Annotated in this window: 12 protein-coding genes; 9 read left to right on the top strand and 3 right to left on the bottom strand. The window is 72.2% G+C overall.

The window, feature by feature from the left end; all coding sequences use genetic code 11:
- Window positions 1–6: 6 nt before the first annotated feature.
- The 6 genes from AB0I42_RS19245 to AB0I42_RS19220 are packed head-to-tail and all read left to right on the top strand — an operon-like array spanning window position 7 to window position 6568.
- On the top strand, window positions 7–882 hold the full coding sequence (locus AB0I42_RS19245) for a sugar nucleotide-binding protein (RefSeq protein WP_357538878.1): 876 nt from the start codon (window positions 7–9) through the stop codon (window positions 880–882).
- Complete coding sequence (locus AB0I42_RS19240; RefSeq protein WP_357538877.1) at window positions 870–3011, top strand: glycosyltransferase; 2142 nt, start codon at window positions 870–872, stop codon at window positions 3009–3011. Before AB0I42_RS19245 ends, AB0I42_RS19240 begins: the two co-directional genes overlap by 13 nt.
- Window positions 3008–3832 (top strand): HAD family hydrolase, encoded by an 825-nt coding sequence (locus AB0I42_RS19235; protein ID WP_357538876.1) that lies wholly within the window; start codon window positions 3008–3010, stop codon window positions 3830–3832. Before AB0I42_RS19240 ends, AB0I42_RS19235 begins: the two co-directional genes overlap by 4 nt.
- Entirely contained in the window at window positions 3829–5925 is a 2097-nt protein-coding gene (malQ, locus tag AB0I42_RS19230; RefSeq protein WP_357538875.1) for a 4-alpha-glucanotransferase, read from the top strand. The genes AB0I42_RS19235 and malQ overlap by 4 nt, the downstream gene beginning before the upstream one ends.
- A gap of 12 nt (window positions 5926–5937) precedes the next feature.
- Window positions 5938–6228 (top strand): hypothetical protein, encoded by a 291-nt coding sequence (locus AB0I42_RS19225; RefSeq protein WP_357538874.1) that lies wholly within the window; start codon window positions 5938–5940, stop codon window positions 6226–6228.
- Window positions 6215–6568, top strand: coding sequence for a hypothetical protein (locus AB0I42_RS19220; RefSeq protein ID WP_212826351.1), 354 nt, complete (start codon window positions 6215–6217; stop codon window positions 6566–6568). Before AB0I42_RS19225 ends, AB0I42_RS19220 begins: the two co-directional genes overlap by 14 nt.
- 13 nt (window positions 6569–6581) lie before the next feature.
- Here AB0I42_RS19220 and AB0I42_RS19215 read toward each other — a convergent pair whose 3' ends face one another.
- From AB0I42_RS19215 to AB0I42_RS19205, 3 genes are read right to left on the bottom strand one after another with little or no spacing between them, the layout of a single operon-like run.
- Entirely contained in the window at window positions 6582–7376 is a 795-nt protein-coding gene (locus AB0I42_RS19215) for an ABC-2 family transporter protein (RefSeq protein WP_357538873.1), read from the bottom strand.
- A complete protein-coding gene (locus AB0I42_RS19210; protein ID WP_357538872.1) occupies window positions 7373–8161 on the bottom strand; it encodes an ABC-2 family transporter protein in 789 nt (262 codons plus the stop codon). Before AB0I42_RS19210 ends, AB0I42_RS19215 begins: the two co-directional genes overlap by 4 nt.
- A complete protein-coding gene (locus AB0I42_RS19205; RefSeq protein ID WP_357538871.1) occupies window positions 8158–9177 on the bottom strand; it encodes an ATP-binding cassette domain-containing protein in 1020 nt (339 codons plus the stop codon). Before AB0I42_RS19205 ends, AB0I42_RS19210 begins: the two co-directional genes overlap by 4 nt.
- Window positions 9178–9356: 179 nt before the next feature.
- Between AB0I42_RS19205 and AB0I42_RS19200 the strand changes: the two genes are divergently transcribed.
- From AB0I42_RS19200 to AB0I42_RS19190, 3 genes are all read left to right on the top strand, one after another.
- A complete protein-coding gene (locus AB0I42_RS19200; protein WP_357538870.1) occupies window positions 9357–9842 on the top strand; it encodes a MarR family transcriptional regulator in 486 nt (161 codons plus the stop codon).
- A 63-nt stretch (window positions 9843–9905) separates the two neighbouring features.
- Window positions 9906–12047, top strand: a complete 2142-nt coding sequence (locus tag AB0I42_RS19195; protein WP_357538869.1) for an alpha-amylase family glycosyl hydrolase — start codon at window positions 9906–9908, stop codon at window positions 12045–12047.
- Between the two features lie 66 nt (window positions 12048–12113).
- The gene (locus AB0I42_RS19190) at window positions 12114–13901 is read left to right on the top strand and encodes a glycoside hydrolase family 13 protein (RefSeq protein WP_357538868.1); all 1788 of its coding nucleotides are present in this window, start codon (window positions 12114–12116) and stop codon (window positions 13899–13901) included.
- Window positions 13902–13917 lie beyond the last annotated feature (16 nt).

Raw genomic sequence — 13917 nt, 5'->3', positions numbered from 1 at the left:
GGGTTCGTGGGGCGAGCCGTCTCCCGGCGGGTCGCCGAACTCGGCGGCAGCGCCGTGCTCGCCTCCCGGCGGCCGCCCGCCCGATCCACCGGGCACCCGGACCCCCGGTGGGTACGCCTCGACGTCACCGACCCGGTGGCCTGCGCCGAGGTGGTCGACCGGGTCGCCCCGGACGGCGTCGTCGCCGTACACGGACCGTCCGACGTCACCTGGTGCGAGGCGGAACCCGACCGGGCGGCCCGGCTGCACGAGGCCGCCGCCGCCAACCTGGCCGCCACCACGACCGGCCGCCGGCTGGTACTGATCTCGACCGACAACGTCTTCGACGGCCACGCACCCGGCAACGACGAGGCCACCCCGGTCGCCCCGGCCAACGCGTACGGCCGGGCCAAGCTGCGGGCCGAGCGGGCGCTCGGCGGGGCCGGCACCGTGTTGCGGGTCAGTCTCGTCTACGGCTGGGAGCCGGCCGGCACCGGCAAGTGGCTCAACTTCTTCGCCAAGTGCGCGTACGCGTTGCGGGCCGGCGAGCCGGTCGAGGTGCCGGACGGGCAGTGGACGACGCCGGTGCCGGTCGACGATGTCGCGGCGGTCACCGTCGCCGCCCTCGCCGACGGCACGCCGGACCTGCTGCACCTGGGCGGGCCGGACCGGATCAACCGGGCCGACTGGGCGGACCGGATCGCGGCCGGCCTCGGCGTACCGGCCGGGCTGGTGGTCCGGGTTCCGCTGGCCCGCACCCGGTATGCCTCGCGGCCGGTCAACACCTGCCTGACCAGCACCCGCCTGGCCGGCTTCCTCGAAGCGCACGGGCTGCGGGTACGCGGTGTCGACGAGGGCATCCGCGACCTGCTCGGCGCACAGGGGGTGCCGTGCACGTCGTGAAGGTCGCGTTCGAGGCGCTCGGCTTCGACGTACGGATGATGCGCGGCGGGCTGGCGCCGCTGGTCTGGCAACTGGCCCGGGAGTTCGTCGACCGGGGACACCGGGTCTCGGTCGTCACCCCGACCCACGGCCGGCTCGACCATCTCGCCGCCCGCTACGACGTGACCGAACTGGACCACCACGACGAGCATCCGGTGCCGCTGGTGCCCGACCCGGCGGTGTGGCCGGACCCGCCGGGGGACCACACGGTGACCACCCGGGCCCACCTGCTCCGGCACGGGGGCGTCGACGTCTACCTGCTCGGCAACGACCAGCTCGACCTGCTCCCGGAACGGATCTATCCGGCCGCGACGAGCGAGGGCACCGATCCGGCCTTCTTCAAGCCACTGGTCTTCCAGGTCGCCGCGCTGCGGTTCCTGCTGCGCCGGTTCGGCGGTCACGGCACCGATGGGGAGGGCACCGGCGGGGAGCCGGTGCTGGTGCAGGCGTACGAGCCGTACTACCACTACCTGCTGCCGGCGGTGCTCGCCGCCGACCCGCGCTTCCGGCTGGTCTCCACGATCGCCAGCAACATGCCGATCGACCTCGGCGTCTACCGGCCGCAGCTGGCCCGGCTGCTGGCGATGTTCGGTACCAGGGTGGACCTCGACCGCTACCTCGACCCGCCGGCCCCGGTCGCCGTACCCGACGACCCGGAATCGGTGCGGGCCGCGGCGCTGGCGGCGGCGTGGGCGGGGCACCTGCCACACACCCGGCTCTCGGCGGGCCGGGGCGCCGACCACGTGAGCCTCTTCGCCCTGATCGCCGACCACTGCGACGGGATCGACTTCCTGACCCCGGGCCAGCGCGACTTCTACTCCACGTTCCGGGACACCCCGTACGAGGCGGCGTTCCGCCGGACCGCGGTCGCCCGCGTCGTACGGGACAACGCGGCGAAGCAGTTCGTCGGCGGCTGCGGGGTGCCACGGCCGTGGCTCGACCGCGATCCCGGGACCGTCGACCGGACCCGGATCCTCGACGGGCTGGGGCTCGACCCGGCCCGGCCGACCTTCTACCACGTCGCCCGCTACTCCGTGCACCACAAAGGACAGTGGGAGCTGGTCCGGGCGGCCGAGGCCGTGCTCGACACCGACCCCGAGGTCAACTTCCTGCTCCGGATGGCGACCGCGGCCGGCGGCGACGCACCCGTCGGCGAGCCGTACTTCCAGCGGGTCGCCGACCGCTTCCCCGACCGGGTCCGGCTCTTCTGGTCGATGGCCGACGAGGAGACGTTCTTCGGCGAGGCGGTCGCCGCCGACTACTGCCTCTTCCCGTCCAAGTACGAACTCGACACGTTCCTCATCGCCCAGGGGCAGGCGATGGCGTGCGGCGCGGTGCCGATCGCGACCGCCCAGGAGTCGACCCGGCACTACCGGCGCGCACCCGGCTTCGACCTGCCGCGCTCGTTCACCCCCGACGACCCCCGGCTGACCGCCGCGCTGACCGCGCGCATCCACGAGGCCGCCCGGCTGTGGCGGACCGACCCGGCCGGCTACCACCGGCTGTCGGCCGACGCCGCCGCGCTGGCGCGTACGTTCACCTACGCCGGCGCCGCCGACCGGCGGCTGGACCGGTTCGCCCGGCTGCTGGCCGGCGACCCCGTGCCGGCGCCGGTCGAGCACCTGACCGGCTACGGCTGGTTCGACCGGATCGACGGGCGGCGGTGGCAGACCCACCGGGCGCGGATCCGGGCCGCCGCGATCGGGTTCGCCGACCTGGAAACCGTACGGCGGTGCGGGCCGGTCGACGCCGACACCCTGCGCCGGCTCTACGCGGCGGCCGAACACCGGGGCGACCTCGACCGCTGCCTCGAACTGGCCGAACTGCTCGGCGACACCGCCCGGGCCGGCGCACTGCGATCGCGCTGCCGGGTGCTGCCGCACCCCGACGGCAACGAACTGCGCTACGGGGCCGCCGGGGCGGCCGGCGTCGACCTGGTCACCCCGGACGGGCGGCCGCGCCCGCTCGAACCCGACGGCCCGGCCTTCCGCATCGTGCTGCCCGTCGCGGACACCCCGGGCGTACCGGTGTTCCTGCTGCGGCTCGCCTCCGGCCGCAGCACGTGGGACGTACCGCCGGTGGCGCCGTGACCGCCGAACTGCCGTACCGGATCGTCGCCACCGACCTCGACGGCACCCTGCTGCGCGGCGACCGGACGTTCTCGGCCCGGACCCTGCGGACCCTGGCCGCGGTACGCGCCGGCGGCGCCCGGCACGTGGTCGTCACCGGCCGGCCGGTGTACGGCACCCGGCGGCTGCTCACCCAGCTCGACTACCGGGGGCTCGCGATCTGCGGGCAGGGCGCCCAGGTCTACGACTTCGACGCCGACCGGCTGCTGCTCACCCGCACCCTGGACCGGGAGGTGGCGCGGGCCCTGGTCCAGGCGATCAGCCGGGAGACCGGGACGCTGGCACTGGCCGCCGTCGCCGCCGAGGGTTTCCTGGCCACCGCCGACTTCGACCGGCGGCCCGGCGCCGACTGGCGGCTGGTCACCGAAGCCGACCTGTGGGCCGGGCCGGTGGAGAAGATCCTGATCCGCCACCCGGGCCACGACGACGAGGCGCTTGTCGCGGTCGCCCAACGGATCTGCGGCCCGGCGCTGACCGTCGCCCACGCCGGGGCGCGGCTGGTCGAGCTGCTCCCGGCCGGGATCAGCAAGGCGACCGGACTGGTGTACGCCGCGCGCCGGTGGGGCCTGACCGCCGCCGACACCATCGCGTTCGGCGACATGCCCAACGACATTCCGATGCTCGACTGGGCCGGGTACGGCGTCGCCATGGCCAACGGCCACCGCAGCCTGCGGGAACGGGCCGACGAAACCACCCTGACCAACGACGAGGACGGGGTGGCGGTGGTGCTCGAACGCCTGCTCGCCACCGGGTCCGCGCCCGCGAGGAGTGAGCAGACATGACGGCACTGGCCGAACTGGCCCGGCGGCACGGCGTCGCCCCCGAGTACGCCACCGACCGCGGCGAGCGGATCGCGGTCGCCCCGGAGAACCTGCGCCGGGTGCTCGCCGCCCTCGGCGTCGACCCGGCCGGACCGGACCCGGACACCGGCCGGGACCGGCCGTTGCCGTCCTGCGTCGTCGTCCGGCAGGGGCGGCGGGCCGAATCGGCGTGGCCGGCGGCCACGTACGCGGTCCGTACCGAGACCGGCGACTGGCACGACGTGGCCGACCCGGCCGGCGACCTCGGCCGCCTGCCGCTCGGCTACCACACCCTGCACGCCGAGGTCGCCGGCCGGAGCGTGACGGCGCCGCTGATCGTCGCGCCCGACGTGCTGGCCACCCCGGACCGCCGCCGGTGGGGCCTGCTGGCCCAGATCTACTCGGTGCTCTCCGCGGGCTCGTGGGGGATGGGCGACCTGGGCGACCTGAGCGGACTGGCCACCTGGTCGGGCCGGCTCGGCGCGTCGTTCGTCCTGCTCAACCCGTTGCACGCGTACGTGCCCGGACCGCTGCCCGACCCGTCGCCGTACCGGCCGGGCACCCGCCGGTTTCCGGACCCGATGAACCTGCGGATCGAGGCGATCCCCGAGTACGCGGCACTGCGCGGGCAGGTCGACGCCCTCGCCGTCCAGGGCCGGGCACTCACCGACGGGGTGCTGCACCGCGACGAACTGATCGACCGGGCGGCGGTGTGGGCGCTCAAACGCGAGGCGCTGGAACCGCTGCACCGGGTGCCGCGTACGGCGGCCCGGCAGGCGGCGTACGACGCGTACGTCGCCGGCCAGGGAGCCGGCCTCACCGACTACGCCACCTGGTGCGCGATCGCCGAGGTGCACGGCAGCCGGTGGAGGTCCTGGCCGGCCGGGCTGCGTACGCCCGACGGCGCGGCGGTCGCGCGGGTCCGCCGCGACCTGGCCGACCGGGTCGACTTCCACCGCTGGCTCAACTGGCTCGTCGACGAGCAGATGGCCGCCGCCCAGGCCGCCGCGACCGGCGCCGGCATGGCGATCGGCCTGGTCCACGACCTCGCCGTCGGCGTCGACCCGGAGGGCGCCGACGCCTGGCGGCTGCAACGCTTCCTGGCCGGCGGCATCACGATCGGCTGCCCGCCGGACAACTTCAACGCCGGCGGCCAGGACTGGGGGCTGCCGCCGTGGCGGCCGGACACCCTCGCCGAGGCCGGGTACGAGCCGTTCGCCGAGGTGGTGCGCGGCGTACTGCGGCACTGCGGAGCGCTGCGGCTGGACCACATCATGGGGCTCTTCCGGCTGTGGTGGATTCCCGAGGGGGCCGGGGCCCGTGCCGGGGCGTACGTGCACTACGACCACGAGGCGCTGCTCGGCGTACTGGCGCTCGAAGCGCACCGGGCCGGCGCGATGGTGATCGGCGAGGACCTCGGCACGGTCGAGCGGCGGGTCCGCGACGAGTTGACCGACCGGCGCATCCTCGGCACGTCGGTGCTGCGCTTCGAATACCGGGGCGGGTCCGAGGAGCGCGGCGGGCCGCTGCCCGCCGCCGACTGGCGGGCCGACTGCCTGGCCACGCTGACCACCCACGACCTGCCCAGCACCGCCGCCTGGCTGGCCGGCGACCACGTCGACCTGCACGACCGGCTCGGCCTGCTGACCCGCGACCGGGCCGAAGTCGCCGCCGAGGAGGCCGCCGAACGGGACGGCTGGCTCGCCGAACTGGACCGCGGTGGGTTCCGGTCGGCTGCCGACGGGGTGCCGGGGCTGGACGCGGACACCCTTGCCCTGCACCGGTTCCTGGCCCACACCCCGGCCCGGCTGCTCGGAGTGTGGCTGCCGGACCTGGTCGGCGACCGGCGCCCGCAGAACCTGCCCGGCACGGTCGACGAGTTCCCCAACTGGCGGCTGCCGGTGGCCGATCCGGACGGTCGCCCGGTGTCGCTGGAGCGGTTGACCGAGGGGCCCGGCCCGACGGCGATCGCCCACCTCTACTCGAACCTGGACGACGATTCGCCCCAGCCTTTTGGCAGGTGGGCTCCACCGACGGTATCTTCTGACGGGGCATCCGATGCAATACCGTTGTAATACGATGCGAGGGTGGGTTACGAGTGGGTGCCGCTGCTGCTGGCAACGCTGAAAGGCATCGAACCGTACGAAGTGCGGCAGGTCCTGGAGGACCAGCGGCCCCGCTGGCCGCGTAGAGCGGTCGGTGCCGGCGGTGTGTCGGTCCTCGCGGTCTGGGGACGGACCCGCGCCGGACGTCGGCTCATCGTGGTGTTGCGGCCGACAGAGGTCAACCGTGACTGGTTGATCATTGGCGCCAGGGAGATGACCGCCGAGCAGGTGGCCGAGTACGACCGGTGGGAGGCAGGGCGTGAGCAAGCATGACGAGACGGCCCCGGGCGAGGCCGAACTGATCGCCGCCGCTGAGGGGGAGTTGACCTACGTCGACACCGGCGAGTCCGAGGCTGAACTGTTGGCCGAACTGCCGCCGGTCGCCGAGGATGTCGACGACATGCTCGTGGTCACGTCGCTGCGGATCCCGCTCAGCGTGCACCGTCGGCTGCGTGAGTACGCCGAGGCGCACGGCACCCGGCCCAGCGTGCTCATCCGGCAGTGGATCGAGCTGCACCTCTCCACGGCTGACGAGGACCGGCCGATCATGCTGGCGGACGCGATGCGCGCGCTGGCCCAGCTCCGGCCGGCGGAGCGCCGCGACGCGGCATAGCCGGCCGCACGTTTCAGTGGCCGGCGCTTTCGTAGCGGCGTAGGCCGCGCTGGAAGACGGCGTACGCGGCCAGGGCGCAGAGCGCCGCGACGACCGGCGTGGCCAGGCCGAGCCACGCCGCCCCGCCCTGGTCGAGCAGCCAGGCGGCCGGCAGGAACCCGGTGAAGGCGAACGGCAGCAGGCCGGTCAGCACGACCCGCAGCCCGAATCCGTAGATGGTCAGCGGATAGCGGGCCAGTTCGCCGATCTGGAAGACGGCGGAGGCGAACATCGGGTTCGGCGACGGTATCCAGAACGCGATGGCGTTCGTCGCCACGGTGATGGCGATGCGGATGACGACCGCCCCGAGCAGGATCAGCAGCCCGAGGAGCACCTTCACCGGCGTCCAGTGCACCTCGACCCGGCTCAGTGCCCAGACCAGCAGCACGCCGGCACCGATCGCGTCGCCGGCCCCGCTGAACCCGATCTGGTGGCTGGTCACCTGCAACACCGGCGGGTACGGCCGGACCACCCGGTAGTCGAGTTCGCCGGTGTGCACCAGCGAGCCGAGCAGCCAGGCGCCGTCGGCGACCAGCGGCACCGCCGCCTGGGCCAGCCCGGCCAGGGCGTAGATGAGCACGGTCTCCTCGAACCGCCAGCCGTTGAGGGTGGGTACGCGGGCGAACACCGCGGACAGGAAGATGAAGCCGAGCGACTGGGTGACGATCCCGGCGGTGACCAGCAGCCAGAAGTCCGACTGGTATTCGAGTACGGCGCGCAGGTGCGCGCCGAGGCTGCGCCGGTAGACGCGGACGAGGCGCACGGTCATCCTCCGTGGACGGTGAGCTGGCGTACGGCGGTCCGCCAGGCGAGCCGGGCCAGGAACCACAGGCCGGCCGCCCACAGGAACTGGTAGCCGATCAGGAGCAGCGCCGCGGTCCCGGTCGCCTTGCCGGTGTAGATCAGCGCCGGGGTGGAGGTGATGGCGGCGAACGGCAGCACCGCCGCGGTCGTCTGCAGCCAGCCGGGCAGCAGGGTGAGCGGCACCAGGGCACCGGAGAGCAGTTGGGTCAGGGCGGTGCGGGTCCAGGCGAGCCCGTGGTAGTTCTGGGTCCAGAAGCAGAGCATCGTGCTCAGGTAGATGATCAGGAACTTGATCGGTACGACCGCGACGAGGCTGAGCAGGAGCAGGTCGGGGCGGACCGGGGCCTGCACCGGTCCGGCCAGTGCGACGAAGGCCGCGCCGACGACGACGATCACCGCGAGTTCGATGACGAGGCCGCCGAGCACCTCGGCGAACCGCATCTTCTGGTAATCCAGCGGCTTGACCAGGTCGAGGGCGACCGCGCCGCTGCGGATCCGTTCGGCCATCACGTGTTCGCCGAGCCCGCGGCCGACGATCCCGGTGGCGAAGCCGACGAGCAGGTAGCCCTTCATCTCCGGCAGCGAGTAGCCGCCGATCTGCGTGCCGTCGGCGAGTAGCGCGGTCCACAGCGCCACCATCGCGACCAGTTGGAAGATGACGCCGATCGTGCCGAGCCCGATGCTGAGCCGGTGGGCGAAGGTGGCCCGGACCGTCGTTCCCGCCAGGCGGGCGTATCCCTTGACGCTCACGACGGGGTCGGGGCGGGCGAGAGGATCAGTTCACCGGCGTACACCTTGCGGATCACGTCCTCGATCGCCGGCTCGTCGATGCGTACCTCGACGACCTCGGCCAGCGGGATCACCCCGGCGAGGATCTGCCCGACGGTCAGGGCCGCCTTGTCGAACGTCACGGTGAACTCGCCGGGGTTCGGGCCCGCGTGTACGGCCGCGGCCGGGAACCGGGCGGCCAGGTCGGGCAGGGCGACGTCCCCGGCGAGCTGGAGGTGGACGTCGCGTTGCCGGGCGTAGGTGTCCTTGACCTGTTCCAGGGTGCCGTCGTAGATGACCCGCCCGTGGTCGATGATCACTATTCGGTCGCAGGTGTCCTCGATGTCGCCGAGGTCGTGGGTGGTCAGCATCAGGGTGGTGCCGTCGGCGCGTAGCTCCCGCAGGAACTGCCGGACGCGGTCCTTGACCGCGATGTCCAGGCCGATGGTGGGTTCGTCGAGGTAGACGACCCGGGGGCCGTGGATCAGGGCGCAGGCCAGGTCGGCACGCATCCGCTGGCCCAGGGAGAGCCGCCGGGCGACCACCGGCATGATCTCGTCGAGGGCGAGGACCGCGTCGAACCGGGCCAGTCGTTCGCGGTACGTCGCCGCCGGTACGTCGTACATGTCGCGCAGCAGGGCCAGTGACTCGCGGACCGGCAGGTCCCACCAGAGTTGCGTGCGCTGTCCGAAGAGGACGCCGATCTGTCGTGCGTTGGCGATCCGCTCGCGGTGCGGGTCGCGGCCGGCGACCCGTACCCGTCCGGACGACGGCTCGACGATGCCGGTGAGCAGCTTGATCGTGGTGGATTTGCCGGCGCCGTTCGGGCCGACGTACGCGACCGCCTCACCTGCCTCGATCGAGAGGTCGACGCCGTCGACGGCCCGGACCGTGCTGAAGCGGCGGCGGAAGAGGTGGGTCAGCGATCCGCGCAGGCCCGGGGGCTTGTCCGGTCGGCGGAAGGTCTTCGTCAGTTGGTGAGCCTCCACGAGCGCCATGTAGGCATGTTGGCAGCCGCGGCCTGCAAGCGGCAATCCGGTTCTTGGCAGGACTTGCAGTTTCTTGCAGGCAACTTTCTGCAACCTGTTGACCTGGACGTTTCGGGGGCGTAACTTTCGCTGCGAGTCACTTTGTTGACTAGTAATCAAATCGAGAAGCCTCGACGTGGAGGTGTGTGTTGTCCAGCGCGGACGCCCGACTTGCCGAGCTCTACCAGCGGCTCCAGCGGATCTACGTACTGCTGGACGACGGTGACCGGCGGGCGTTGGCCGCGGTGGGGCTCACCCCGACCCACTACAACCTGCTGCGCCTGCTCGAAGACGACACCCCCGACGGCCTGGCCGGCGCCACCGGCGCAGGCGGCCGGTCGGTGAGCCAGCTCGCCGATCTCCTGCTCTGCACCCGCGGCAACATCACCCGACTCGTCCGGCGGCTCGTCGAGGCCGGCCTGGTCCGGACCGGATCCGACCCGACCGACCAGCGGCTGGTCGCGGTGTCCCTGACCCCGCTCGGCCGCGAGCGGCTCACCGCCGCCCACGCGGTCTTCGCCGAGACCAACCGGCAACGCTTCGCGCACCTGTCCGACGACGACACCCATCGGCTGTACGAGTTGGCCGGAGACCTCGCCGACCAACTGATCAAGCAGTGCGACAGCGAGCGGTGATCCCGCTCGGCGAGCACTCGTAGTTGTAGTAAGGAGCCCCCCTTGTCAAGACGATCATGGCGCGTGGCCACGCTACTCATCGCCGGCCTGGCCGTCGCCACGGTCGGCCCGGCCGGTGTCGCCCGCGCCGACGCCCCGGTGAGCAACCGGGCGAGCCTCAAGGCCGACCTCTGCTACCAGATCGCGACCGACCGCTTCTTCGACGGCAACGCGAGCAACAACAACCCCGCCAAGAGCCCCGGCCTCTACGACGCGGGCAAGTCCAACTGGAAGCTCTACTGGGGCGGTGACTTCGCCGGCATCCAGCAGAAGCTCGACTACCTCCAGGGGCTGGGCGTCACCTCCATCTGGATCTCGCCGCACGTCGACAACATCGACGTGGCCGCCACCTACGGCGGGGTGCCCAACGCCGGCTACCACGGCTACTGGACCCGCGACTTCAAGAAGACCGAGGAACACTTCGGCACCCTGGCCGAGTTCGACTCGCTGATCGCCGCCGCCCACTCCCGGGGCATCAAGGTGATCATGGACTGGGCGCCGAACCACACCTCGCCGGCGGACGAGTCCAACCCGGGCTTCGCCGAGAACGGCCGGCTCTACGACAACGGCACGCTGATGGGTGGCCTGACCGGCGACACCAACGGCTACTTCCACCACAACGGCGGCATCACCGACTACAACGACCGCTACCAGAGCCAGTACAAGAACCTGGCCGACCTCGCCGACCTCAACCAGCAGCACCCGACGATCGACAACTACCTCAAGACCTCCGCCGACTACTGGATGAACCGCGGCGTCGACGGCGTACGGGTCGACGCGGTCAAGCACATGACGTCCGGCTGGCAGCGCTCGATGGCCGACCGCTTCCTGACCAACAAGGATTCGTTCCTGTTCGGCGAGTGGTACCTCGGCAGCAAGACCGACCCGCTGTACGACGACAACGTCCGCTTCGCCAACGAGAGCGGCATCTCGGTGCTGGACTTCTACCTCAACATCTCGATGCGGGAGACGTTCGGCTCCAACGTCTCGATGCACAACCTCGACGCGGCGATCAGCAAGACGGCGACCGACTACCGCTACCCGGAGAACCTGGTCACGTTCGTCGACAACCACGACATGTCGCGGTTCCTGACGCTGAACAACAACCAGAACCGGCTGCACCAGGCGCTCGCCTTCATGATGACCGTCCGCGGTACGCCGTGCGTCTACTACGGCACCGAGCAGTACCTGCACAACAACACCGCCGGCGGCGGCGACCCGTACAACCGGCCGATGATGCCGGGCTTCAACACCGGCACCACCGCGTACCAGCTCATCAACAAGCTCTCGACGCTGCGGCAGAACCAGCCGGCGCTGTCCTTCGGCACGCACCAGAGCCGCTGGATCAACAACGACGTCTACGTCTACGAGCGCCGCTACTTCAACGACGTGGTGCTCACCGCGATCAACAAGGGCGGCAGCGCGGTCTCCCTCACCGGCCTCAACACCGCACTACCGGCCGGCACCTACACCGACCGGCTCACCGGCCTGATGGGCGCGGGCGGCATCACGGTCGGCAGCGGCACCGGCGGCAACAACCCGGTGACCCCGTTCAGCCTCGGCGCCGGCCAGGTCGGGGTGTGGTCGTACAAGGCGGCCGAGCCGAGCGCGCCGACCGTCGGCAGCGTCGGCCCGACCCTCACCCGGCCCGGCAACAAGATCACTGTCGAGGGGCGCGGCTTCGGCGCCACCGGCACCGTCAAGGTCAACGGCGTCAACGCGACGACGGTGAGCTGGTCGCCGAACCGGGTCGTGGCGACCGTACCGGCCGGGGTGACCGCCGGCCTGCGGCCGGTGACCGTCACCACCTCGGGCGGCACCAGCAACGCCTACCAGGTGCAGGTGGTCGGGGGAGCGCAGATACCGGTGAAGTTCACCGTCAACAACGCCTCACCGACCGGATGGGGCGACAACATCTACCTCTCCGGCAGCATTCACGAACTCGGCAACTGGTCGAGCAGCAAGAGCGTGGCGATCGGCCCGATGCTGGCCCCGAACTATCCGAACTGGAACACCGTGGTCAGCCTGCCGGCCTGCTCGACGGTGCAGTTCAAGTTCCTGAAGATCACCTCAGGCGGGGCGGTGACCTGGGAGAACGGCGCCAACCACAGCTACACGGTCCCGTGCTCGGGCACCGGTAGCTCCACCTCGAACTGGCAGTACTGATCGACCCGGTGGCCGCCGCCCGGCAACGGCGGCGGCCACCGGCCGCACCGCACAGAGGAAACGCCGATGATCCACCACGACGGGTCCGCACTGTACGTACCCGACCCCGCCCCGACGCTCGGCGGCACCACCGACGTGTACGTCCGGACGTCCGCCGACGCCGGCGTAGACCGGGTCTGGGCCCGCTGGACCTTCGACCGGGAACCCCGGTTCGTCGCCGCCACCGACGCCCGCCCGCCCGCCGCCCGTACCGGCGAACGCTGGTTCCGGGTCAGCCTGCCGCTGCGTAACCCGGTGTCCCGATACCGGTTCCTGCTCGACGGGCCCGGCGGCTACCGCTGGCTCACCGCGGCCGGCGTGTTCGCGCACGACGTCGGCGACGACACCGACTTCCGGATCGTCTGCGGCCACGCCCCACCGGCCTGGGCGGCCGACGCGGCCGTCTACCTGATCTTCCCGGACCGGTTCGCCCGCTCGGCGGCCGCCGCCGACCGGCAACTGCCGGACTGGGCCGTCGCCCGCGACTGGGACCACCCGGTCTCCGGAGACGGCCCCGACCGCCCCCGCGAGATCTACGGCGGCGACCTGGACGGCATCGCGGACCGGCTCGACCACATCGCCTCCGTCGGCGCCGACACCATCTGCCTGACCCCGTTCTTCCCGGCCCCGGCCAACCACCGCTACTGCCCGACCACCTTCGACCGGGTCGACCCGCTGCTCGGCGGCGACGCGGCGCTGCGCCGGCTCGCCGACGCCGCCCACCGCCGGGGGATGCGGGTGATCGGCGATCTCACCACCAACCACACCGGCGACCGGCACGACTGGTTCCGCGACGCGCTCGCCGGCCGGCACCGCGACCTCTACTACTTCGACGACGACCTGGAATTCGGCTACGAGACCTGGGTCAGCGTCAAGCGGATGCCGAAGCTCAACTGGACCTCGGCCGAACTGCGCCGGCGGTTCCTCGACGGCCCCGACTCGGTCGTCCGGCGCTGGCTCGAAGCCGGCCTCGACGGCTGGCGGATCGACGTCGCCAACACCACCGGCCGGCGGATCGCCGAGGACAACACGCACGAGGTCGCCCGCGGCATCCTCGCCGCGATGACCCGCAGCAGGCCGGACGCCCTGCTGCTCGCCGAGAACGCCCACGACGCCACCGGCGATCTCGACGCCGGCGGCTGGCACGGCACCATGAACTACGCCGGCTTCACCCGGCCGGTCTGGACCTGGTTGGCTACCGAGCCGCTGCCGTTCCTCGGCGTACCGGTCGGGGTGCCGCGCCTGCCGGCGACGGCGATGGTGGCGACGATGCGGGCCTTCGCCGCCCGGATGTCGTGGCGCAGCCTGACCACCTCCTGGTCACTGCTGGACTCGCACGACACGCCCCGGTTCCACACGCTGGCCGGCGGTTCGGCCGGCCTGGTCGAGGTCGGGGTCGGGCTGATGGCGACGTTGCCCGGCACCCCGATGGTCTACTACGGCGACGAGGTGGGCCTTTCCGGCAGTTGGCCGGAGGACGGCCGCCGTACGGTCCCGTGGCACGACCGCGAGCGCTGGGACCACCGGCTGCTGGCCGTCTACACCGACCTGCTGGCACTGCGCCGCGAGCATTCCGCGCTGCGCCACGGCGGCCTGCGCCTCCTGCACGTCGGCGCCGACCGGCTGGTCTACCTGCGGGAGACCGCCGACGACCGGCTCCTCGTCCTGGCGGCCCGGCGACCGGTGCCCGAACCGCTGCGGCTGCCCGGGATCGGTGCCGCCGACAACATCTACGGCCAGGCGCCCGACCTGGCGCCCGGCGATCCACTGCCCGGCGACGGACCCACCTTCCAGGTGTGGCGGCTGGCCGACTGACCGGTCCGGTGCCGCC

It is taken from the genome of Polymorphospora sp. NPDC050346, assembly GCF_040655695.1.
Taxonomy (GTDB): Bacteria; Actinomycetota; Actinomycetes; order Mycobacteriales; family Micromonosporaceae; genus Polymorphospora; species Polymorphospora lycopeni.
The sequence above is the reverse complement of the archived record's forward strand: the minus strand, read 5'-3'. Positions and strand labels throughout refer to the sequence as shown.

Coding starts and splice junctions, on each gene's coding strand:
- malQ (WP_357538875.1), top strand. CDS start 3,829: ATGACGGCACTGGCCGAACTGGCCCGGCGGCACGGCGTCGCCCCCGAG.
- AB0I42_RS19215 (WP_357538873.1), bottom strand. CDS start 7,376: ATGACCGTGCGCCTCGTCCGCGTCTACCGGCGCAGCCTCGGCGCGCAC.
- AB0I42_RS19205 (WP_357538871.1), bottom strand. CDS start 9,177: ATGGCGCTCGTGGAGGCTCACCAACTGACGAAGACCTTCCGCCGACCG.
- AB0I42_RS19190 (WP_357538868.1), top strand. CDS start 12,114: ATGATCCACCACGACGGGTCCGCACTGTACGTACCCGACCCCGCCCCG.